Annotated in this window: 17 protein-coding genes; 12 read left to right on the forward strand and 5 right to left on the reverse strand. The window is 70.8% G+C overall.

The genetic code is table 11. The features are described from left to right. The first annotated feature begins 108 nt into the window (after positions 1-108). The 5 genes from ACIN94_RS23830 to ACIN94_RS23850 all read left to right on the forward strand — a co-directional run bounded on the left by ACIN94_RS23830 (position 109) and on the right by ACIN94_RS23850 (position 5,064). On the forward strand, positions 109-1,014 hold the full coding sequence (locus ACIN94_RS23830) for an ACP S-malonyltransferase (RefSeq protein WP_400709802.1): 906 nt from the start codon (positions 109-111) through the stop codon (positions 1,012-1,014). 74 nt (positions 1,015-1,088) lie between these two features. Next, entirely contained in the window at positions 1,089-2,045 is a 957-nt protein-coding gene (locus ACIN94_RS23835; RefSeq protein ID WP_400709805.1) for a beta-ketoacyl-ACP synthase III, read from the forward strand. A 59-nt stretch (positions 2,046-2,104) separates the two neighbouring features. Further along, a complete protein-coding gene (locus tag ACIN94_RS23840; RefSeq protein WP_184752598.1) occupies positions 2,105-2,344 on the forward strand; it encodes an acyl carrier protein in 240 nt (79 codons plus the stop codon). A 52-nt stretch (positions 2,345-2,396) separates the two neighbouring features. After that, entirely contained in the window at positions 2,397-3,629 is a 1,233-nt protein-coding gene (gene fabF / locus ACIN94_RS23845; RefSeq protein WP_400709809.1) for a beta-ketoacyl-ACP synthase II, read from the forward strand. Positions 3,630-3,642: 13 nt separating this feature from the next. Further along, complete coding sequence (locus ACIN94_RS23850) at positions 3,643-5,064, forward strand: acyl-CoA carboxylase subunit beta (protein ID WP_400709812.1); 1,422 nt, start codon at positions 3,643-3,645, stop codon at positions 5,062-5,064. Positions 5,065-5,250: 186 nt separating this feature from the next. On the opposite strand, the gene ACIN94_RS23855 is transcribed toward ACIN94_RS23850, so the two are convergent. Then, positions 5,251-5,745: a DUF3145 domain-containing protein gene (locus ACIN94_RS23855; RefSeq protein WP_400709815.1), complete on the reverse strand. Its 495-nt coding sequence runs from the start codon at positions 5,743-5,745 to the stop codon at positions 5,251-5,253. Between the two features lie 203 nt (positions 5,746-5,948). Here ACIN94_RS23855 and ACIN94_RS23860 point away from each other — a divergent pair, with 203 nt between their 5' ends. The 4 genes from ACIN94_RS23860 (at position 5,949) to ACIN94_RS23875 (ending at position 10,526) form a co-directional block, all read left to right on the forward strand. Then, the gene (locus ACIN94_RS23860; RefSeq protein ID WP_400709818.1) at positions 5,949-7,001 is read left to right on the forward strand and encodes a S8 family peptidase; all 1,053 of its coding nucleotides are present in this window, start codon (positions 5,949-5,951) and stop codon (positions 6,999-7,001) included. Positions 7,002-7,062: 61 nt separating this feature from the next. Next, the gene (locus ACIN94_RS23865) at positions 7,063-7,632 is read left to right on the forward strand and encodes an RNA polymerase sigma factor (RefSeq protein ID WP_400709820.1); all 570 of its coding nucleotides are present in this window, start codon (positions 7,063-7,065) and stop codon (positions 7,630-7,632) included. Then, positions 7,629-8,093: a hypothetical protein gene (locus ACIN94_RS23870; RefSeq protein ID WP_400709822.1), complete on the forward strand. Its 465-nt coding sequence runs from the start codon at positions 7,629-7,631 to the stop codon at positions 8,091-8,093. Before ACIN94_RS23865 ends, ACIN94_RS23870 begins: the two co-directional genes overlap by 4 nt. Next, a complete protein-coding gene (locus ACIN94_RS23875; protein WP_400709824.1) occupies positions 8,094-10,526 on the forward strand; it encodes a CHAT domain-containing protein in 2,433 nt (810 codons plus the stop codon). It begins immediately after the preceding gene. Here ACIN94_RS23875 and ACIN94_RS23880 read toward each other — a convergent pair. From ACIN94_RS23880 to ACIN94_RS23890, 3 genes are all read right to left on the reverse strand, one after another. Further along, positions 10,466-11,278 carry a sulfurtransferase gene (locus ACIN94_RS23880; RefSeq protein ID WP_400709826.1) on the reverse strand — a complete coding sequence of 271 codons (813 nt, stop codon included), beginning with the start codon at positions 11,276-11,278 and terminating at the stop codon, positions 10,466-10,468. The two genes, ACIN94_RS23875 and ACIN94_RS23880, sit on opposite strands and share 61 nt — an antisense overlap. Beyond that, positions 11,275-11,865, reverse strand: coding sequence for a DUF5998 family protein (locus tag ACIN94_RS23885; protein ID WP_326824401.1), 591 nt, complete (start codon positions 11,863-11,865; stop codon positions 11,275-11,277). Before ACIN94_RS23885 ends, ACIN94_RS23880 begins: the two co-directional genes overlap by 4 nt. A gap of 283 nt (positions 11,866-12,148) precedes the next feature. Next, positions 12,149-14,770 carry a GNAT family N-acetyltransferase gene (locus ACIN94_RS23890; protein WP_400709828.1) on the reverse strand — a complete coding sequence of 874 codons (2,622 nt, stop codon included), beginning with the start codon at positions 14,768-14,770 and terminating at the stop codon, positions 12,149-12,151. A gap of 174 nt (positions 14,771-14,944) precedes the next feature. Between ACIN94_RS23890 and ACIN94_RS23895 the strand changes: the two genes are divergently transcribed. Beyond that, positions 14,945-15,838, forward strand: a complete 894-nt coding sequence (locus tag ACIN94_RS23895) for a carbohydrate kinase family protein (protein WP_400709830.1) — start codon at positions 14,945-14,947, stop codon at positions 15,836-15,838. Positions 15,839-15,917: 79 nt separating this feature from the next. On the opposite strand, the gene ACIN94_RS23900 is transcribed toward ACIN94_RS23895, so the two are convergent. After that, complete coding sequence (locus tag ACIN94_RS23900; RefSeq protein ID WP_400710150.1) at positions 15,918-18,014, reverse strand: RecQ family ATP-dependent DNA helicase; 2,097 nt, start codon at positions 18,012-18,014, stop codon at positions 15,918-15,920. Between the two features lie 198 nt (positions 18,015-18,212). On the opposite strand from ACIN94_RS23900, the gene ACIN94_RS23905 reads away from it, so the two are divergent. Both ACIN94_RS23905 and ACIN94_RS23910 read left to right on the forward strand, forming a co-directional pair. Next, complete coding sequence (locus ACIN94_RS23905) at positions 18,213-18,818, forward strand: GNAT family N-acetyltransferase (protein ID WP_400709832.1); 606 nt, start codon at positions 18,213-18,215, stop codon at positions 18,816-18,818. 317 nt (positions 18,819-19,135) lie between these two features. Then, positions 19,136-21,616, forward strand: a complete 2,481-nt coding sequence (locus ACIN94_RS23910; protein WP_400709834.1) for a DNA topoisomerase (ATP-hydrolyzing) subunit A — start codon at positions 19,136-19,138, stop codon at positions 21,614-21,616. Positions 21,617-21,655 lie beyond the last annotated feature (39 nt).

Here is a 21,655-nt window from a genome sequence, read left to right on the forward strand (position 1 = left end):
CTGAACGTCCACGGAACTCCCGCTGTAGGTTCCCTACAAGAAGATGTAGATAAAGTTCGTTCATATCCTTATCCGGGTAGCGGACTCCTACAGGGCAGGCTTGATTTCGTGCTCGTCATCGTCGCTCCGGGCCAAGGCGCCCAGACCCCAGGCTTCCTCTCTCCATGGCTCGAGATACCGGGCCTGGCAGACCGCCTGTCCGCCTGGTCCGACCTGGTCGGCCTCGATCTGATCGCCTATGGGACCACCGCCGACGCGGACGAGATCCGTGACACCGCGGTCGCTCAGCCACTGCTCGTAGCCGCCGGACTGGCCGTCGCCGAAGTTCTCGGGGCCTCCCCCGCCGTCGTCGCCGGACACAGCGTCGGGGAGCTGACCGCCGCCGCCCTTGCCGGAGTGCTCACTCCCGAGCAGGCCCTGACCCTCGTCCGCGAACGCGGCCAGGCCATGGCCAAAGCCGCCGCGGTCACCGAGACGGGCATGGTCGCCGTCCTCGGCGGTGTCGAGGAGGACGTGCTGGCGGCCATCGGCAAACACGGCCTCACTCCGGCCAACGTCAACGGCGCCGGGCAGATCGTGGCCGGTGGCACGCTGGCCCAGCTTGAGGCCTTCAAGGCCGAGCCGCCCGCGCGGGCCCGGCTGATCCCGCTCTCGGTCGCCGGCGCGTTCCACACCGTGCACATGGCCCCGGCGGTCGATCACCTGCGTGAGGTCGCCGCCGGAATCACCCCGGGCGACCCGTCCGTCACCCTGCTGTCCAACGCGGACGGCGCGGTGGTCAGCAGCGGCGCCGAGTTCATGGAGCGCCTGGTCAACCAGGTCGCCAACCCGGTCCGCTGGGACGCCTGCATGGCCACGATGTCCGGCCGGGGCGTCACAGCGATGATCGAACTTGCCCCCGGAGGCACGCTCGCCGGACTGGCCAAGCGCGCACTGCGCGGGGTGACCACCGTCGCGCTGAAGACCCCTGACGACCTGGACGCCGCCCGCGGGATCCTCGATGAAACGGCGTGAACCCGGCGCGGTGAGCATGGTGGTCCGCGAGGCACAAGTGGCTTACGCAGCGAACGAGGAGTGGTGAGCGACAGATGAAGATCATGCAGGGCGCTCCTGGCGCGGCGATTCTGGCCTTCGGCCACTACCAGCCGTCCAGAGTGGTCACCAACGACGATCTGTCGGCCACCATGGAGACCAACGACGAGTGGATCCAGAGCCGCGTCGGCATCAAGGAGCGCCGGATCGCCTCCGACAACGAGTCGGAGATCGATCTGGCCGTGCAGGCGGGCGGCAAGGCTCTTGCCGCGAGCGGGCTGTCGGCCGCCGACATCGACCTGGTGATCGTCGCCACCTGCACGCTGGAGACGCAGATCCCCAACGCGGCCGGCCGGGTGGCCACCCGCCTGGGAATCGAGGCCCCCGGCGCGTTCGACGTGAACACCGCCTGCTCCGGCTTCTGTTACGCGCTGGCCGTCGCCAACGACGCGATCCGCGCGGGCTCGGCCACCCACGTGCTGGTCATCGGCACCGAGAAGCTCTCCCAGTGGCTCGACTGGACCGACCGGACCACCGCGGTGATCTTCGCCGACGGCGCGGGCGCCGCGGTCGTCGGCCCGTCCGACACCCCCGGCATCGGCCCGGTGGTGTGGGGCAGCGCCGGCGACAAGTCCGACGCGATCATCATCAAGGACCGCGACTCCTTCCTGCACCAGGAGGGCCAGACCGTGTTCCGCTGGGCCACCACCGCTCTTCACCCGGTGGCCAGGGAGATCTGCGAACGTGCCGGGGTGGCCCCCGCCGATCTCGCGGCCTTCGTGCCCCACCAGGCCAACCTGCGCATCATCGAGGCCATCGCACGCAAGCTCGGCGCCGACAACGCCGTCATCGCCAAGGACATCGTCCTCGCGGGCAACACCTCCGCGGCCTCGATCCCGCTGGCGATGTCCCGGATGATCGAGCGCGGCGAAGTCCAGTCGGGCGACCTCGCCCTGCTGCTGGGCTTCGGCGCCGGCCTGACCTATGCCGGTCAGGTCATCGAGATCCCCTGAAACCTGTACGGCTCCGCCGTACGGAACAAAAGAAACCGAATCCAAGGAGAACACGCGACATGGCCCTGACCGAGCAGGAGATCCTCGCTGGTATCGGCAAGATCATCAACGAGATCACCGGTATCCCGGCCTCCGAGGTCAGCCCGGAGAAGAACTTCGTGGACGACCTCGACATCGACTCTCTGTCCATGGTCGAGATCGCCGTCGCCGCTCAGGACGAGTTCGGCGTCGAGATCCCGGACGAGCAGCTCAAGCACCTCAAGACCGTCAAGGACGTCATCAACTTCATCCAGAGCTAAGACGTCTGAAAACCTCCCGGCTTTGACCCGCGATTCACAAGGAGCGCAGAACGTGAACACAGACCAGGTACGTGTCGTCGTCACCGGGCTCGGCGCGACAACGCCTCTCGGTGGAGACGTCGCCTCGACCTGGTCGGCGCTTCTCGCCGGTCAGTCGGGGGTCCGCGACCTCACCACGGACTGGGTCGACTCGGTCCCGGTGAAGTTCGCCGCCGTAGCCGCCGTGGACCCGACCGAGGTGCTGCCCCGGCCGGAGGCACGGCGGCTTGACCGGGCCGAGCAGTTCGCGCTGGTCGCGGCCCGCGAGGCCTGGGCCCACGCCGCGATCGACAAGGTCGATCCGGAGCGTCTGGGCGTGGTCGTGGGCAGCGGCATCGGCGGCATCACCACGATCCTCGCCGCCTACGACACCTTCAAGGAAAAGGGCTGGCAGCGGCTCTCGCCGTACACCGTGCCGATGCTGATGCCGAACGGCGCGGCGGGCTGGATCGGTATCGAGGTCGGCGCCCGCGCCGGCGTGCACGCCACCGTGAGCGCCTGCGCCACCGGCGCCGAGTCGATCGGCTACGCCATCGAGATGATCCGCTCCGGACGCGCCGACGTGGTCGTGGCCGGTGGCACCGAGGCGGCCATCCACCCGCTGAACATCGGCTCCTTCGCCGCCATGCGCGCCATGTCCACCCGTAACGACGAGCCCCAGCTGGCCTCCCGCCCCTGGGACAGGGGCCGTGACGGATTCGTCCTCGGCGAGGGCGCCGGCATCGTCGTCCTGGAATCCGAGGAGCACGCTCTCGCGCGCGGCGCCAAGATCTACGCGGTGGCCGCCGGCGTCGGCTACTCGGCAGACGCCCACCACATCGCCCAGCCGGAACCGACCGGCGCCGGGGTCATGCTGGCCATGCGCCGCGCCCTGGAGAACTCCGGCCTCACCGGCCAGGACATCAAGCACGTGAACGCGCACGCCACCTCCACCCCCGCGGGTGACGTGGTGGAGACCATCGCGGTCAAGGAAGTCATCGGCGACCACCCACTGGTCAGCGGCACCAAGTCGATGACCGGCCACCTGCTCGGCGGCGCCGGCGGCATCGAGTCCGTCTTCACCGTCCTCGCGCTGCACGAGCGGATCGCGCCCGGCACGATCAACGTGGACGACCTGGACGACGGCATCGAGGTGGACATCGTGCGCGGCGCGCCGCGCAAGCTTCCCGACGGCCAGATCGCCGCGATCAACAACTCTTTCGGGTTCGGCGGACACGACGTCGCCGTGGCCTTCACCAGCATCTGACGGGGAGCTAGCGATGACTGTGCTCGACAACAGGGTGGTGACCGATGCCTCCGAAAAGGAGGCTGTCGATCCTCGCGACCCTCAGGTACGCCTCGCAGCCCTGCTCGACGAGGGCTCCGTCCGGCTCATCACTCCCGTGGACCGCAGCGGTGTGCTCTCCGCCATGGGCCGCGTCGAGGGAGTGCCGGTCGTGGCGTTCGTCAGCGACGCCCGCGTCCAGGGCGGCGCGATGGGGAGCGAGGGCTGCGAGCACATCGTGCACGCCTACGACGTCGCGGTCCGCGAGCGGGTCCCGATCATCGGCGTGTGGCACTCGGGGGGTGCCCGCCTCGCCGAGGGCGTCGAGTCGCTGCACGCGGTCGGCCGCGTCTTCACCGCGATGACCCGTGCCTCGGGTGTGGTCCCGCAGCTCTCCGTGGTGGTCGGCCCCGCGGCCGGAGGTGCCGCGTACGGCCCGGCGCTGACCGACATCGTGATCCTGGCCAAGGAGGGCCGTATCTTCGTCACCGGCCCCGACGTGGTCCGCAGCGTCACCGGTGAGCAGATCGACATGGCCGCCCTCGGTGGCCCCGAGCCGCACAGCAAGCGCAGCGGCGTCGTCCACGTGGTGACCAAGACCGAGACCGAGGCCTACGTCCAGGCACGGCGCCTGGCCGTGCTCCTCGGCCACCAGGGCCGGGTCCGCGCCGAGATCGAAGAGGTCGACTTCTCCGACCTGCTGCCCGAGAATCCACGTCGTGCCTATGACGTGAAGCCTCTGGTCAGGGGCCTCCTTGACGAGCAGGGCGTCGAACTGCACCCCAAGTGGGCGCCGAACATCGTCACCACGCTGGGCCGCCTCGGGGGACGGACCGTCGGAGTGATCGCCAACAACCCGATGCGTCTGGGCGGCTGTCTCGATTCCACCTCCGCTGAGAAGGCCGCACGGTTCGTCCGCATGTGCGATGCCCTGGGAGTTCCGCTGGTCGTCCTGGTGGACGTCCCCGGCTACCTGCCCGGTGTCGGCCAGGAGCACGACGGCGTGGTCCGCCGCGGCGCCAAGCTCCTGCACGCCTTCGCCGAGGCCTCCGTGCCGCGGATCACGCTGGTGACCCGCAAGGCGTACGGCGGCGCGTACATCGCGATGAACTCCCGCTCGCTGGGTGCCACCAAGGTCTTCGGCTGGCCGACCACCCAGATCGCGGTCATGGGCGCGGTCGCCGCGGTCCGCGTCCTCAAGCGCCGCGAGCTCGCGGCGGCGCCCGAAGAGGAGCGTGCGGACCTGGAGGCCAGGCTCGCCGAGGAACACGAGATCCTCGCCGGCGGCCTCAACCGGGCCATCGAGCTCGGCGTGGTGGACGAGGTCATCAAGCCCGAGGAGACCCGCGGCGCCATCGCCAAGGTTCTGACCCAGGCCACCCCCGCCCGCGGCGCCCACGGGAACATCCCGCTCTGACCCGCTTCGACGATGCCCCGCCGGTCTGTGCCGGCGGGGCATCGTGCTTTCTCCCCGCGGCGACGCGTGCGGAGGCACCCCAGGCAGGAGCCGGGGCACTTCCGGAGACTTCACCCGATCGCCGGCGGACGCGGCAGGGTCACGGTCGAACGCGCGATCCCCTTTCCTCACAGGAGGATCACCTGATCAGACAGCGGCGTGCAGCCAGCGGACCGGGGCGCCCTCGCCCGCGTAGCGGAACGACTCAAGCTCCGCGTCCCACTGCTTGCCAAGCAGACGGTCCAGCTCCTCCTCCAGCACCACGCGGCCCTGGCGCGCCATCAGCATGACGGCGCGCAACCGGTCTTCGGGCACCAGGATGTCGCCCGTGGCACCGATCACCGCCGTGAAGGCGCCGAGGGACGGGGTATAGGCATGGCGGGATCCGTCGGCACCCGGCGAGGCGTCCTCGGTGATCTCAAAGCGGATCCGCTGCCAGCCCATCAACGACGAGGTGATGGCCGCCGCCGTCCCCTGCCGTGCCTCCCATTCGGCCTGTGCGCGCACATGGCCGGGCGCGGCGGGCTGCGGAGTCCAGGTCAGGTCTACGGGCACGCCAAGGACACCTGCGACCGCCCATTCGATATGAGGGCACAGCGCAGGCTGAGCCGAGTGGACGTAAAGCACGCCACGAGCAGACACCGGACCTCCCGTTTCGTACGAGGTGCGCCTTCCCCAACGGCCTCGTCCCAGGATGATCACAAGTGACTGAAGGAGAGACTACCGTCGGTTGTGACGCGGCACCAGAGGGGGGTCATACCGAGATGTTGCGCGAGGGACACTCCGCTCGGGGCATGCTCGGGGGAAAGGACCCAACGACCTGGTGATCACCCCCGGAGGACCGGATGGACGCCGATATCAAGCGGGTAGAGCCTGTTTCCGGAACACCTGCTCTGATCAGACCGGGCCAGCTTCTGACCGACGCCCCGGGAGCGGCCGCCGTCACCCGGTGGACCGCCGCCGTGGCCGAGGCCGACGGGATCTTCCGCGTACGGCTCTCGCCCGGCGTGGACGTCTGCGACCTGGTGGCCACGGTACGTGAGCAAGGTAACCTCGCCTCTCCCAACCACGTCCTGGTGGGCCAGCCGCTCTTCTTCGGCGGCCCCGCCTCCCGCCCTTTTCCCGCCGATCCCCCTTCTTTCCCCCGGGCGCCCGAGAGCACCGTGACCGTGGCGGTGCCCGACACCGGCCTGACCGCGCACTCCTGGTGGCGGGATCTCCCCTGGTTCCAGGAACAGCGGCGCGAGGCCGTCGAACCGCCCGACTCGGACGGCGACGGCGGACCGAACGCCCAGGCCGGGCACGGCACGTTCGTGGCCGGGCTCATCCTGCGGTCGGCTCCCGGTGTGCGGATGCGCCCGCTGCGGGTGCTGGACGACCGCGGCGTCGGGGACGAGGCGGGAGTGCTGCGAGCCCTGGCCAGGCTCAGGAACGACCCACCGCAGGTGCTCAACCTCTCCTTCGGCGGACACACCTTCGACGATCGCCCGTCCCCGCTGCTGGAGGCCGCGCTGGCCGGGTTCGCGGACACCGCCGTGGTCGCCTGCGCGGGCAACACGGCATCGGACCGTCCGTTCTGGCCCGCGGCGCTGCCCGAGGTGATCGCCGTCGGCGCGCTGGACATGTCCGAGGAGACGAAGGCCCCCTTCTCGGCACACGGCCCGTGGGTGAACGCCTGCGCCCGGGGTGAGTGGCTGGCCAGCTCCTTTCTGGAGCGCGGAGCGTTCCGGGGCTACGCGCGCTGGAGCGGGACCTCCTTCGCCGCGGCCGTGGTCAGCGGGGCGATCGCGGCGGCTGCCGGGGACCGGACACCGAAGGAGGCCGCGGCGTACGTCCTCGACCCCAGACGGACCCGGCAAATTCCCGATCTGGGGGTTGTCGTGGCCGCACCAAGGTAAAGTCTCACCCAAAGTCTTCATATGAACACTCAGAGTGTTCAACGTGGCCTCGGGGGTGCCGGTGAGTGACCAGCACGCGATCGACGCCGCACTGGCAGGTGACCAGGCGGCATGGGACATGCTGGTCAGACGTTTCTCGGGGCTGCTGTGGTCGGCGGTGCGCGCCTACGACCTGAGCGCGGCCGACGCGGCCGACGCGGTGCAGGGGACGTGGTTGCGGCTGGTCGAGAGCCTGCACACCATCCGTGACCCGGACCGGATCGGCCCCTGGCTGTTCACCACGGCCAAGCGTGAGGCATCCCTGCTGAGCAGGCGGAGCCGGGGCGAACGGCTGGTCGCCGACCCCGCCGCCGAGCACGCTCACCCCGGCCCGATGCCGGCCGGGCATGTCCACCCCGATCCGGCAGTGGCCGTGCTCATCGCCGACGAGGGCCGCCGGCTGTGGCGGGCCGTCGAGGAGATGCACGAGCCCTGCCGCTCACTGTTCCGGCTGATGGCCACCGCGCCCGACGCGGGCGTCCACCAGCTCGCCGGCCGCCTGGGCATGCCCAGCGGCAGCTACGGCCCCACCCGGGGCCGTTGCCTGAACCGGCTACGCGCCATGCTCACCGCCCAGGAGGCGACACCGTGAACGGACATCCGCCCTCGATCGACGACGAGTCCCTCATAGCCGCGCTCCGCCTGGCGGCGGGTAACGACCCGGTGCCCGCCCACGTCTCCACCGCCGCGCGGGCGGTCTTCGGACTGCGGCTGCCCGGCGCCGCCACGGCGGGGCTGGTGGCCACGCCTGCCCCGACGGGCGTCCGGTCCGCCGACGGTGCGCGGCTGCTCCGGTTCGCCGCCGCCGAGCTCACCGTGGACCTGGAGGTCACCTCCATGGACGGTCTGGTGGATCTGGCAGGACAGGTGTCCCCCTGTCCGGAAGCGGGCACGCGGGTGGAGGTGCGCACCCTGCATCTCACCGAGTCGCGTGAGCTCTCCCCGACGGGCCAGTTCGCCGTCACGGGTCTGCCTCCGGGCTGGTTCAGCGTGGTGTGCCACCGGCCGGAGCGCTCCTCGGTCGCCACCAGCTGGACCCGGATCCGCCCGTAGGTGATCACCAACGCGGTCGCCGCCGCCGAGCACGCGGTGGACCTCTCCAGCAGGGCCCCGGCACGGGCACGGACACTGGCGCGTAGCGTGCTCCGCCGCGTGTCCGTGACCGATCCCCGCGGTGAGGCCGCCGCAGTCGCCCACCGGGCGCTGGCGGTGGCCGCCCGCGAGCTGGGCGACCTGCCGCTGGCCGAGGAGCACCTGCACCAGGCCGTGAGCATCGCGGTCTCCGCGGGCCTGCCACACCGGGCCGCCCAGGCGCGCCTGTCGCTGGTCCACATCCGCACCGAGCTCGGCCATCCCGGGCAGGCACTGACCATCGCCGACGCCGCCGAACCCCACCTCACCCCGGTCGAGGTGGCCAAACTCGGCGTCCACCGGGCGGTGGCGCTGACCCGCCTCGGCCGATACACCGAAGCCATCGGCCACTGTGACCGCGCCGTGGACGCCCTCAGCGACGACGTCAGGTTCCTGGCAGGGGCGATGCTCAACCGGGGACTGGCCCGGGTGTTCCTGGGCGAGTTCGAGGCGGCGGAGGCCGATCTCACCCGGTGTGCGGGACTGGCGAAGGCGGCGGGTCTGGACCATGTGCTCACGCTCGCCGAAGGCAACCTGCCGTTTCTGGCCGCGCGGCGCGGCGATCTGCCTGCGGCGTTCACGGCCTATCGTCGCGCGGAGAGCAGCCTGTTCGCCTACCCGGAACGGCTGGCCACGATGCGCTGCGACCTGGCCGAGGCGCTGATCGCCGCTCATCTGCCCGGAGAGGCTCGGGTGCTGCTGGACCTGGCGGTGCCGGAGCTGGTCGCGGCGGGGGCGAACGTCGCTCTGGCCGAGGCCCGCCTCCTGCTGGCCCAGGCCGAGCTGCGCACCGGTGATCCGCACCTCGCCCGGCAGAGCGCGGAGCGAGCCGCCGCCGATCTGGCCGCGCAGGGCCGGACGGTCCTGGCGCCGCTCGCCACCGAGATCCTCCTACGCGCCCGGCTCATGCTCGACCCGCCCGCCGAGGAACTGCTCACCGAGTTGCTCTCGTGTGTGGACGCCCTCGACGCCGCAGGCCACCGGCATGTCTCCGGGGCGCTCAGGTTCGCCGCCGCCGAGGTAGCGCTCCGGCTCGATGACCGCTCTACCGCCGACGGACAGCTCACCCTCCTGGCGTCCTCCGGTCCGGACGTGGTGTCCCGCCAGGCGACGGCGCTGCGACGGGCACTGGCGGGAGATCGGCGCGGGGCCTTCGCGGCGATCCGAGCCGGGCTGGTGGAGGTGGGGGCCGGAGCGATGGCTTTCGACGATCCGATGTTGCGCGCCCATGCCGTCCGGACCGGTGAGCCGCTGGCGCGGTTCGGGCTGACCCTGGCCCTGCAGACTGGACGGGGCCGTACGCTCCTGGCCTGGGCGGAGCGGTGGCGGGCGGTTGCCGGAGGCGCCGGCCGGCCCGTCGCGCCCGATGTGGACGAGCTGCGTACGGCGCTGGGGGACGCGGCGCTGGTGGAGTTCGTCCGTCACGCCGATGAGCTGGTGGCTGTCGTGGTCACCCAGGACCGTGTCGGGCTGCGCCGTCTCGGCCCCTTCGCGGCTGCCGCCGAGGCCACGGTCAGGCTCCGATACGGCCTGCGCCGCGCGCATCTGCTCGATGGGAAGGCGCCTGGGCTGGCCGGGGAGGCGGCGCTGCTGGAGCGGCTGCTCTTCGGCCCGATGCGTGGCAGGCTGGGTGACCGGCCTCTGGTGATCGTGCCGACCGGGGCGCTGCACACGCTGCCCTGGCCGATCCTGCCGATGAACGCCGGCCGCCCGGTGACCGTGGCCGCCTGCGCCGCCGCCTGGCTGGCCGGACACCGGATGCGAGCCGTACGGGATGGAGGGATCGTGGCGGTCGCCGGCCCCGGGCTCCGGTGCGCGGAGGCGGAGGCGGGCATGGTCAGCGGCTGCCATCCGGGGGCGGGACGGGTCGCGGCGCTGCGGACGGAGGTCATGACGGCGCTGGACCGGGCTCGGGTGGCACACCTGGCCGCGCACGGGATGTTCTCCCCGCGCAGCCCGCTGCTGTCCGGCATCGATCTCGACGACGGCCCGCTGATGGCCTACGACCTGCTACGACTGCGCACGCCGCCACCTCTGGTGGTGCTGTCGGCGTGTGACACCGGTATGGCGCACGCTCCTGCCGACGGGGCGCCCCTGGGGCTGGCGGGCACCTTCCTGTCACTGGGGTCGCAGTGCGTGGTGGCCAGCCTGGTCCCGGTGCGTGACGAGGAGACCCTGACGCTGATGACGGTCTTCCACGAGCTGCTGGCCACCGGTCACCCACCCGCCCGGGCACTGGCCATGGCGAGCGGGAAGACCGATGTAGCCGGGTTCGTCTGTTTCGGGTACGGAGGTCAGCCGGTGGCGACCGGCCGCGAGGGGTCGGCGATCCAGTTGGACCAGGACCCGACGTAGAGGGCTGCCGGGATGCCGGCCACCTCCAGAGCCAGCACCTCGTGGGCCGCCGTCACGCCGGAGCCGCAGTAGGCGCCGACCCGCACACCGGGGACGGCGCCGAGGGTGTTGAACCGCTCACGGAGGAAGTCAGGCAGATGAAAGCGCCCTGCCGGGTCCGTGTTGTCGCTCGTGGGGGCGCTGACCGCGCCGGGGATGTGCCCGGCGACGGGGTCGATCGGCTCGACCTCGCCCCGATACCGTTCGGCGGCGCGGGCGTCCAGGAGCACCCCGTCGGAGGCGAGCTCCAGGACCTGCGTGGCGTCGAGCACGGGCATCCCACCCGGGCACGCCACGAAGTCGCCGGGCGAGGCGGTCTGCTCTCCCCGGGCGACCGGCAGTCCTCCGGAGGTCCAGGCGCGGAAACCGCCGTCGAGCACCCGGACAGCCGGGTGACCGAAGTGGCGCAGCGTCCACCAGGCCCGGGCCGCGGCGGTGGAGTCGGCCTCGTCGTAGACGACGACGGGCCGGGAGCCGGACACCCCCAGGCGGCGCATGGACTCCTGGAACAGCTCCGCGGAGGGCAGCGGGTGACGGCCCGCCGCCCCGGCCGGAGCGGCGAGGTCGGCGTTGAGATCGCAGAACACGGCGCCGGGGATGTGCCCCTCGCGGTAGGAGTCGATCCCGGGCGGCCCGCCGAGCTTCCAGCGCACGTCCAGGACGGTCACGCCGGCCAGGCCGGCCAGTTCCGAAGGGGTGATCAGCGGGTTCATGAGGCGGCGCGCGCGGTGGCTTCCGACAGCGCCTTGGCGAAGGCCAGCACGTGGGAGACGGCCTCAGGGCCGTCGGCCGCCTCGCTCACTCGCAGGGAGAGGTCGTCGGCCGTGACGGCACCGGTGTATCCGTGGTCGGCTTCGCAGTTCTCGTCGCCGCAGGTGGCCGGCTCCAGATCGACGTGGGAGATGGCTCCCCAGCCGATGGTGAGCGTGACCTCCGTGGGAGGCACCCCCGGCACGTAGGAGGCGGGGTCGGGGACGACCCTGGTGACGGCGACCGACTGGATCCGGCTGAGGCGCACGGCCTCGGTGGTCGTGGAGGCGTGGGAGGCCGAGACCCCCTCCACCGGCGGGTGCTCGTCTGTGTGACAGACCAGCAGTCGGGTGGGGGAGAGCACGAGCACGGTGACGTGCCTGCGCACCTCCATGGCCGGGTCGAAGGTGGCCTCGTGGTGCACCACGTAGGCCCCCACCTGCTCCTTGCCCAAGGCGGAGTCGACCGCGTCGGCAACCAGGTCGGGGTAGTAGCCACTGCGGTCGATAGCGTCACGCAGGCCGGCGGCCGAGAGTCGGGTTTCCCTCATGGGTCCATCCTGCCCTGTCCGAGGCAGCGCTTTCACCGTGCACGCGTGCGGTTCGGCCGTCGGCGCAAATCGTGACCCTGGCCGACCGCGCCCCTTTTACGCACCACAGGCATTTAATTTAATATTTTATAAAAAGCGGTAACTGTTCAGCCGGTCGTGCGCCTTCCCCCGGCGGACCGGTTGACCGGGCTCTTCCGGGCAGGCTCCGCGCACCCGGGGGTGTCCCTCCTGAACATCCCCGCCCAGGACATCTCCGATCAAGACACACCCGGCAGGGGCCGCTTCAGTCGAGGCGGCGCGGACCGCCGTCGAGCCGGGGCCCCTCCGGGCTGCTCAGTACGGCACGCGCCCCCAGCACGATCACCTCGGACTCCCCCACCAGCACCGGGTCGAGGGCGAGCCTGGCCACCTCGGGAAGATCGTCCGCCAGCTGCCCGACCCGGATCAGCAGGTCCTCCAACGCCTCGACGGCAACCGGCGGGTAGCCGTACTCACCGAAGAGCAGGGGTGCCGCGCGCGGTGACCTGACCAGATCCGCCGCGTCCTCGCGCGTCAGCGGAGCGAGCCGGTAGACCTCATCGCGCAGCAACCGCGCGGTGACCTCGCCAAGGCCGAATGAGACGACCGCGCCGAACGCGGAGTCCTCGATGACGCCGACCACGGTCGGCACCGCAGGCTGCGGAGCCATCCGCTGCACCGCGAGCACCGCGTCGGTGCCGAGCTGCTCCTTCAGACCGGCGAAGGCCTCACGGACCCCGTCGGGACCGGAGAGTCCGAGACGGACCGTGCCCGCGCGTTTGGCCGCCTCAGGGTCGGCTGCCTTCAGCACCACGGGCCAGCCCAGCCGCTCGGCCGCCCTGACGGCCTCCTCCGGCGTGCCCACCACCTCCGCGGGCCACACGGTCAGCCCGTAACAGGCGAGCAGCTCCGCGGCATCGATCTCGGCCGGAGCCTCCCCCTCCAGTCCGGCCAGCACGAGCCTCCGTGCCGCAGCGGGGTCGATGCCCTCGATCTCCTCCTGAACGCCGACGGGCTGCTTGAGCCAGCGTGCGTGCCGTACGACACGGGCCAGCGCGCGGACCGCCTCCTCGGGCGCCGCGTAGGACGGGATCGAACCGTGCTCGGGAGCGGTGCCGACCCGCAGCTCCGGCAGCATGCCCATTCTGCCTTCGAAGGTGGCCAGCACCGGTTTGCCGTATTCGCGGGAGACCCGCAGCAGTTCAGTGGCGACCTCGTCGGCCCTGCCGGGAATCGGCGGCATGTAGATCGCAACCACCGCGTCCACGTCCGGGAGCAACGAGACCATGGCCGTGCCGAACTCGGCCGCCCCCGCCCTCGCGCCGAGGTTGACCGGCGTCCGGGGCTCCAGCCCGGCGCTGACGCAGGCATCGACCGCGAGCAGCGCCAGCGCGTCGGAGTTGCTCACCAGTCCGACCCTGGGCCCGGCGGGCAGCGGCTGGTAGGCCAGGAGCTGCGCCACGTCGAACTGCTGGATCAGGTCGTCGACCCGGATCACCCCGGCCTGCTCGAACAGCGAGCTCAGCGCGGTGTCGGGCAGGCCGAGCACGGGCGCGGCGTGACCGATGGGCACGCCCTGGGTGGTACCACCGCTCTTGACCACCACGATCGGCTTGTGCCGGGAGATCCGCCTGGCCAGCCGGGCGAACTTGCGGGGGTTTCCCAGCGACTCCAGGTAGAGCAGGATCACGTCGGTCTGCGGATCCTCCTCCCAGTACTGGAGCAGGTCGTTGCCGGAGACATCGGCGCGGTTGCCCGCCGACACGAACGAGGAGATGCCCATGCCGCGCTCGGCCACCCGCTGCAGCAGCGCAGTTCCCAGGGCGCCGGACTGGCTGAAGAAGCCGACCCGGCCCCGTCCGGGAATGGTCGCGGCGAGCGTGGCGTTCAGCCGGACCGCCGGGTCGGTGTTGGCGACACCGAGACAGTTGGGACCGACGACACGCAGGCCGTACGCGTGGGCGATGCGGACCAGCTCGTCCTGCCTGGCCCGCCCCTCGGCGCCGGTCTCACCGAACCCGGAGGAGACCACGATCAGCCCGCGCACACCTTTCTCCGCGCACTCCTTCACCACCTCGATCACCCCGTCGGCGGGTACGGCCAGCACGGCGAGGTCCACCTCACCGTCGATGGCCGTCACACTCGGGTAGGCCCGTACCCCGGCGACGGCCCGCGCCTCGCGGTGAACCGGATAGACCGGGCCGGTGAAGTCCGCGCCGAGCAGGTTGCGGAGAACGGTCTGACCGACGCCACCAGGCTCCCGGCCGGCGCCGACGACCGCCACCGATCCCGGGGAGAGCAGCCGCTCGATCGAGCGGGACTCGGCCCGGTGCTCCCGGGAGGCGGTCACCTCCTGGGCGGTCTCGGTCGGGGTGAGGTCGAGTGTCATCCGGACCACGCCGTCGGCGAAACGGCTCTGCGCGGTGTAGCCCACCTGCTTGAGCACCGCCATCATCTTCTGGTTGGCGGGCAGCACGTCGGCAACGAACCGGGCGATCCCCCGCTCCCTGGCGGTCGCGGCCAGGTGCTCCAGCAGCACGGAGGCGACCCCACGCCCCTGGTGGGCGTCCTCTACGAGGAAGGCCACCTCCGCCTCTCCGGGCTCGATCCGGTCGTAGCGGATCACCGCCACCATCTCCGTGCCGATCGTCGCGATCAGCGCGACACGGCCGACGTAGTCGACGTTGGTGAACCAGGCGATCTCACGATCCGAGAGCTGGGGCCGGGGGCCGAAGAAACGGAAGTAGATCGACTCCTCAGACAGCCTGGAGTAGAAGGAACGCAACCGGTCGGCGTCGGCGGGCCGGATCGGGCGCACATGGGCGGTGCCGCCGTCCGACAGGACAACGTCCGCCTCCCAGTGCGCTGGATACTGAGAAACCTCCACGGTCCCGAGAGTAAACGCGAATCTCACATGACGGACCAGCCGGGCATGCTCACGCAACGCTTGTGCATCGACTATGGCCCGGTGTCCGTCCCGGCCCCACACGCTTGTCGGAAGCTGTTAAGTTTTTGGCGGCTAGAGGTACGTCAGCATCGAAGGCAGCAAGGTGGTGACATCATGGCGCGGGTGGTCGTGGTGGGCGATCTCATGACCGACGCGGTCGCGCGGGCTCGCTACCCGCTGGCCAGAGCCAGCGACACACCGGCGATCGTCACCATGCACGGCGGGGGCTCCGGCGCCAACATCGCCTCCTGGCTTGCCGTCGAGGGCGCAGAGGTGGGTTTCATCGGACGTCGCGGCGCCGACATCACCGGGCGTAACCGCGACATGGAGCTGATGGGCTACGGCGTCGACGCCCGCCTTGTCATGGACCCCGAACGGCCGACCGGCACCTGCGTGGTGCTCGTGACCCACAAGGGCGAGCGCACCATGCTCTCCGACCCCGGGGCGAACGCCGCCCTGGCCCCCGAAGACCTGCCTCGCGACCTGTTCTCTTCGGGCGGTCACCTGCACCTGTCGGGATACACCTTGATCAACGAGGGCTCCCGTGAGGCCGGCCTGGCCGCACTGGAGATGGCCCGGCGCGCCGGTATGTCCATCTCGGTCGACTGTTCCTCCTCCGCTCCTCTGGAACGCACCGGGGCCGAGCCCTTCCTCGAGTGGACCCAGAACGCCAAGCTGCTGTTCGCCAACGCCGACCAGGCCAAGGTCCTGACCGGCCGCGACGACCCCGCCGCGGCCGCGAAGGTGCTCACCGCCTGGTTCCCTCAGGTCGTCGTCAAGCTCAACAGCGAGGGCGCTCTGTGGTACGCCAACAACCGGCCCGAACCGGTCCAGGTCCCCGCGGAGACCGTGGAACGTGTGGTCGACGGCACCGGGGCCGGTGACGCGTTCACCGCCGGGTTCCTCCCGGTCTGGCTGGCGAACAAGCCTCCCGCCGAAGCGCTGGCCTCCGGCTGCCACCTGGCATCCAGGGCCATCTCCCACCTGGGCGCCCGCCCCCGCCTCTGATCCCCCGTACGGACCGCCGGCCGGCTCACCCGTTCGGAGCCGGACCGGCGGCCCTGCCACGGCTGCGGGCCGAGTACGGTCAGCTCGTCACAGCGAGGGCAAGCGGCAGTACGGCGGGGGCCCCGGCGTGGCGGATCATGGCGGCGGCGAGAGTCATGCTCCAGCCGGTGTCGACGCGGTCGTCGACCAGCAGGATCGGGCCGTCCGCCTCGGCGACGGCCACATCGAGCGCCGAGGGCATGGCGAGTGTGCCACGGACGGCCTGGACCCGCTGCGCGCTGTTGAACTGACGCCCGGGCGGGCCCGACCGGTATCCGAGCTCCCCCAGATAGGACAGGCGTCCAACCTGGGCCAGCCGCTCGGCCAGACTGCGCACCAGCTGGGGACGGCCGGCGGAGGGCATCGCAACCACGGCGACCGGTCGCCGGGACCACTCCCAGGACGACAGCACCGTGATCATCGCGGCGAAGACGTCGTCGGGGACCGGGCCGTCGGGGGCGCCTTCGGCCAGGAGGCCGCGCAGCCGGTTACCCCAGCCGATGTCGGTCAGCCGCCCCAGGACACGGCCGGGCTCTGCGCCCAGCTCGGGCTTGATCCGGCCCTTGAGATCGGCCAGCCCGGTCGGCCACTGCCTACGCGCCTCGATCTCCACCCCGGGCCGCCGCAGGCTTTCGGCGGCACGCTCCACCGCCCGCGCCTCGACCTCGGGTGAGCGGTGCACGCCCGTGCAGTTGTCACAGCGCCCGCACGGCTTGGCGGTGTCGTCGTCGAGGCGGTGGCGGAGGAACATCTCCCGGCATTCAGTGGTGTCGAGATAGTCGAGCATGGCCCGCTGCTCGGCTTCACGCTCCGCGGCGACCCGGGCATAGCGGTCGGCGTCGTAGGTCCAGGCCTCTCCGGTGGCCTCCCAGCCGCCCTTGACCCGGCGCACCGCGCCGTCCACGTCGAGCACCTTGAGCATGCTGTCCAACCGGGTGCGGCTGAGGTCCACCCTGTTCTCCAGGGCAGCTGTGGACAGTGTGCCCCTCTCCTCCAGGGCGGCGAGCACGGCCCGCACGACCGGCTCGGGCGGGAAGGCCAACGAGGCGAAGTAAGCCCAGATCTCCCGGTCCTCGGCGCCGGGCAGCAGGATCACCTCGGCCCGTTCGACTCCGCGTCCCGCGCGACCGACCTGCTGGTAGTAGGCGACCGGCGACGGCGGCGCGCCGACGTGGACGACGAATCCGAGGTCGGGCTTGTCGTATCCCATGCCGAGCGCGGAGGTGGCGACCAGCGCCTTGATCTTGTTATCGAGCAGGGCCTGCTCGGCGGCGAGCCGCTCGGCCTGCTCGGTCTGACCGGAGTAGGCCACCACCTCGTGCCCCTGCTCGCGCAGGTAGGCGGCGATCTCCTGGGCGGCGGCCACGGTGAGCGTGTAGACGATCCCGGAACCGGGCAGCTCGTGCAGGGCCTGGGCGAGCCAGGCCAGACGCTGCTCGGCGCCGCGCAGCCGCACGACCCCCAGATGGAGACTCTCGCGCTCCAGCGCCCCTCGCAGGACAAGCGTCTCACCGTCGTGCTGGAGTCCTGCGGAATCAACACTGAGCTGCTCGGCGACGTCGTGGGTGACCCGGGCGTTGGCCGTGGCGGTGGTGGCCAGGACCGGCACACCCTCGGGCAGCTCGCCGAACAGCGTGCGCAGCCGGCGGTAGTCGGGACGGAAGTCGTGGCCCCAGTCGGAGATGCAGTGGGCCTCGTCCACCACGACGAGGCCCGCGCTCTCGGCCAGCTCGGGCAGGACCTGGTCGCGGAAGTCAGGGTTGTTGAGCCGCTCGGGGCTGACCAGCAGCACGTCGACCGTTCCCTCGGCGACCTGGCCGTAGATCTGCTCCCACTCCTCGGGGTTGGCCGAGTTGATCGTGACCGCGTTGATCCCGGCCCTTTCGGCGGCGGCGATCTGGTTGCGCATCAGCGCCAGCAGCGGCGACACGATGACGGTCGGTCCTTCGCCCAGCTCGCGCAGGAGCGCGGTGGCGATGAAGTAGACCGCCGACTTGCCCCAGCCGGTCCGCTGCACCACGAGCACCCGGCGGCGGTCCATGACCAGTGCCCTGATGGCCGCCCACTGGTCCTCACGCAGCCGGGCGTGCTCACCGGCCAGCGCCCGCAGCCGCCCCTCGGCCTCTTCTCGCAGCATCTGCTCTTCGCTCACCGGTCATTGGTACCAGGTCTCGGCGACTGTTTCCTGCCGGGACGGCCCGCCGGCCGTATCCGCGTGACCGCAGCCGACCGGCCCCGCGCGTCGGCGGCAGGCCCTCCCGCACTGCGGCCAACCGGCCCGGACGTGAAAGGACGGACCGGTCAAGCTCCGCGCCGTGGTTTGATGCATCTCTATATGGACGTCACAACGTGGTACCTGGAACAGACCTCACGCTCCGACCTACTCGCCGCGAAGCCACCGGAGCTCGAGGTCGACATCGTGCGTGCCGAAGTCGTCTCGCCCGAGTTCAGCAGGTTCCTGAACACGGCCGTAGGCGGTGACTGGCACTGGACCGAGAGGTTGCCGTGGACCTGGCAGCAGTGGGAGGACTGGCTGGACGGCGGCGTGGAGACCTGGGTGGCCTACCACCGAGGCACCCCGGCAGGCTACGTCGAACTCCTGCCCGACGACGACGGGGCGGTCGAGATCGCCTACTTCGGTCTCCTGCCCTGGGCCGTCGGCAAGGGCGTCGGCGGCAAGCTACTCGAGGTCGGTACGGCCCGCGCCTGGGACCTGGCCGAACGGCAGCCGGACCGGAAGCCCACCCGGCGTGTGTGGCTGCACACCTGCTCTCTGGACAGCCCGGCCGCACTGGCGAACTACAGGTCGCGGGGGTTCAGGGTCTTCGACAGCAGGCTCAACGTTCCCGAAGACACGTATGAGGGCCCCACCCCCGGTCCGTGGCCGGGAGCCGGCCCTCGCCGCCGTTCCGTGTCCGATGCTTCACCGGCCTGCGGATAGGTGGTCTGGAAGTGTCGGACGGCGTGAGTATGGTATCCATTCGCGGCATAGCGTCCGGTCACGTTGATCGGGGTTGAGCATGTGGATCAGCCCCGTCATCCTCGAGGAGGTGTTCGATGACTCCGTTCTCCGCACGTGAACGCAGAGAATGTGCCGCCGTACGCTATCGCATCGCCACCGGCACGGGATATACCGATACCCACGCCCCGGCCTGACGCTCCTCCAGCGAGCCGACGACCACCGTTACACCACGCAGACAGAAGGAGGATGCGCTTCCCTCTCGGCCTGAAAGCCGAGGTGCCCGCGCAGGAAATCAGATGGCCCGACGGACGACCACACCCCCGACTGACGAGGATTTCGAAGAGCGGATCGTCGACATCGACGTCTCCGTCGAGATGCGCACCAGCTTCCTCGAATACGCATACTCGGTCATCTACCAGCGCGCGCTGCCCGACGCCAGGGACGGCCTCAAGCCGGTCCAGCGGCGCATCCTCTACTCCATGAGCGAGATGGGCCTGCGGCCCGACCGGGGGCACGTCAAATCATCGCGAGTCGTCGGCGACGTGATGGGCAAGCTGCATCCGCACGGTGACACCGCCATCTACGACGCGCTGGTCCGCATGGCCCAGCCGTTCTCGATGCGACTGCCGCTGATCGACGGGCACGGCAACTTCGGCTCCCCCGACGACCTGCCCGCCGCGATGCGTTACACCGAGGCCCGCCTGGCCGCCGCGGCCATGGCCATGGTGCAGTCGATCGATGAGGACACCGTCGACTTCAAGCCCAACTACGACGGCCAGGAGACCGAGCCCACGGTCATGCCGTCGGCATTCCCGAACCTGCTGGTCAACGGCGCCACCGGTATCGCGGTGGGCATGGCGACCAACATGGCGCCGCACAACCTCGTCGAGGTCATCTCCGCGGCCCGCCACCTGATCAAGAAGCCGGACGCCACGCTCGATGACCTGATGCGGTTCGTCCCGGGTCCCGACCTGCCCACCGGCGGCACGATCATCGGTCTGGACGGCGTGCGCGACGCCTACGCCAAGGGGCGCGGGACCTTCCGGATGCGGGCCAAGTGCTCGGTGGAACAGGTCAGCCCCCGCCGCAAGGGCATCGTCGTCACCGAACTGCCGTTCAACGTGGGCCCCGAGCGGGTGGTCACCAAGATCAGAGAGCTGGTCACCGCCAAGAAGCTCCAGGGCATCTCCGACCTGAAGGACCTCAGCGACCGGCACAAGGGCCTGAACCTGGTCATCGAGATCAAGAACGGTTTCATCCCCGAGGCCGTGCTGGAGGAGCTCTACCGGCTGACGCCGATGGAGGAGACCTTCGGCATCAACAACGTGGCACTGGTCGACGGCCAGCCGCGCACGCTGGGCCTGCGCGAACTGCTCCAGGTCTATGTGGACCACCGCCTCGACGTGGTCCGCCGCCGTTCCGCCTACCGCCGCCGCAGGCGTGAGGAGCGCCTGCACCTCGTCGAGGGCCTCATCGTCGCCCTGCTCAACATCGACGAGGTCATCCAGGTCATCCGTTCCTCGGACGACTCGGCGCAGGCCCGCGAGCGGCTGATGGAGGTCTTCGAGCTGTCGGAGATCCAGGCCGGCTACATCCTGGACACCCCGCTGCGCCGCCTGACTCGCTTCGACAAGCTGGAGCTGGAGAAGGAGAAGGAGACCCTGGAGAACGAGATCGCCGAGCTGACCGCGATCCTGTCCTCCGAGGACAAGCTCCGCAAGGTCGTCTCCGACGAACTCGCCCAGATCTCCAAGACCTTCGGCACGCCCCGCCGTACGGTGCTGCTGGAGTCCTCCGGCGTCACCAGGAACGTCTCGGCTCCCCTGGAGGTGGCCGACGACCCGTGCCTGGTGCTGTTCTCCTCGACCGGTCTGCTGGCCCGGACGACCGATGCCTCCCCACTGGCGGGTGAGGGCGATCGATCGGCCCACGACGTGCTGGTCTCCGTGGTGAACAGCACGGTCAGGGGCGAGGTGGGCGTGGTGACCAACCAGGGCCGGATGATCCGTGTCCAGGTGGTCGACCTGCCGACGCTTCCCCCCTCGGCCAACCCGCCGTCGCTGTCCGGTGGACACCCCGTGTCCGAGTACGTCAATCTGAATACGGACGAGACCGTCGTGGGCATCGGCTCGCTCGACCCCGACGGCCCCGGCCTGGCTCTGGGCACCGCACAGGGCGTGGTCAAGCGCGTCGTCCCCGACTATCCGGCAAACCGCGACGACTTCGAGGTCATCGGGCTCAAAGACGGCGACACCGTGATCGGGGCGGCGGAGCTGACCGCCGAGGATCATGACCTGGTCTTCATCACCTCCGACGCCCAGCTGCTGCGCTATCCCGCCGCCAACGTCCGCCCGCAGGGCCGCCCGGCGGGTGGCATGGCCGGCGTCCGGCTGGACGGTACGGCCACCGCGATCTGGTTCGGCGTGGTCGATCCGGCGCGAGAGTCGCGGGTCGTGACGATCGCGGGATCCTCCACCGCGCTACCCGGCACCCAGGTCGGCGGCGCGAAGATCTCCGACTACGCCGAGTACCCACCCAAGGGCCGCGCCACCGGTGGCGTCCGGGTCCAGCGCTTCCTCAAGGGCGAGGACGTGCTGTTGCTCGCCTGGGCCGGTCCGGCTCCGGCCCGGGCGGCCTCCGCCGTGGGCAAGCCGGTCCCTCTCCCGGAGGAGCTGGGCCGCCGCGACGGCTCGGGGGTCCGGCTCACCCATACGGTGGCGGCCGTGGGCGGCGCCCTCGGTGCGTCCAGCGAGGAGCCGGTCCTCTCCGAGCAATGACCCTCCCGGCCTCGCGGAGTCCTCAGCCTGCGTGGCACG

Source organism: Streptosporangium sp. NPDC087985 (genome assembly GCF_044741965.1).
Lineage (GTDB): Bacteria > Actinomycetota > Actinomycetes > Streptosporangiales > Streptosporangiaceae > Streptosporangium.

Bases quoted from the DNA above. Each gene is read 5' to 3' on its own strand.
- ACIN94_RS23900 (WP_400710150.1), bottom strand. From the start codon at position 18,014: ATGCTGCGAGAAGAGGCCGAGGGGCGGCTGCGGGCGCTGGCCGGTGAG.
- ACIN94_RS23840 (WP_184752598.1), top strand. From the start codon at position 2,105: ATGGCCCTGACCGAGCAGGAGATCCTCGCTGGTATCGGCAAGATCATC.
- ACIN94_RS23850 (WP_400709812.1), top strand. From the start codon at position 3,643: ATGACTGTGCTCGACAACAGGGTGGTGACCGATGCCTCCGAAAAGGAG.
- ACIN94_RS23860 (WP_400709818.1), top strand. From the start codon at position 5,949: ATGGACGCCGATATCAAGCGGGTAGAGCCTGTTTCCGGAACACCTGCT.
- ACIN94_RS23895 (WP_400709830.1), top strand. From the start codon at position 14,945: ATGGCGCGGGTGGTCGTGGTGGGCGATCTCATGACCGACGCGGTCGCG.
- ACIN94_RS23910 (WP_400709834.1), top strand. From the start codon at position 19,136: ATGGCCCGACGGACGACCACACCCCCGACTGACGAGGATTTCGAAGAG.
- ACIN94_RS23885 (WP_326824401.1), bottom strand. From the start codon at position 11,865: ATGAGGGAAACCCGACTCTCGGCCGCCGGCCTGCGTGACGCTATCGAC.
- ACIN94_RS23880 (WP_400709826.1), bottom strand. From the start codon at position 11,278: ATGAACCCGCTGATCACCCCTTCGGAACTGGCCGGCCTGGCCGGCGTG.
- ACIN94_RS23835 (WP_400709805.1), top strand. From the start codon at position 1,089: ATGAAGATCATGCAGGGCGCTCCTGGCGCGGCGATTCTGGCCTTCGGC.
- ACIN94_RS23905 (WP_400709832.1), top strand. From the start codon at position 18,213: ATGGACGTCACAACGTGGTACCTGGAACAGACCTCACGCTCCGACCTA.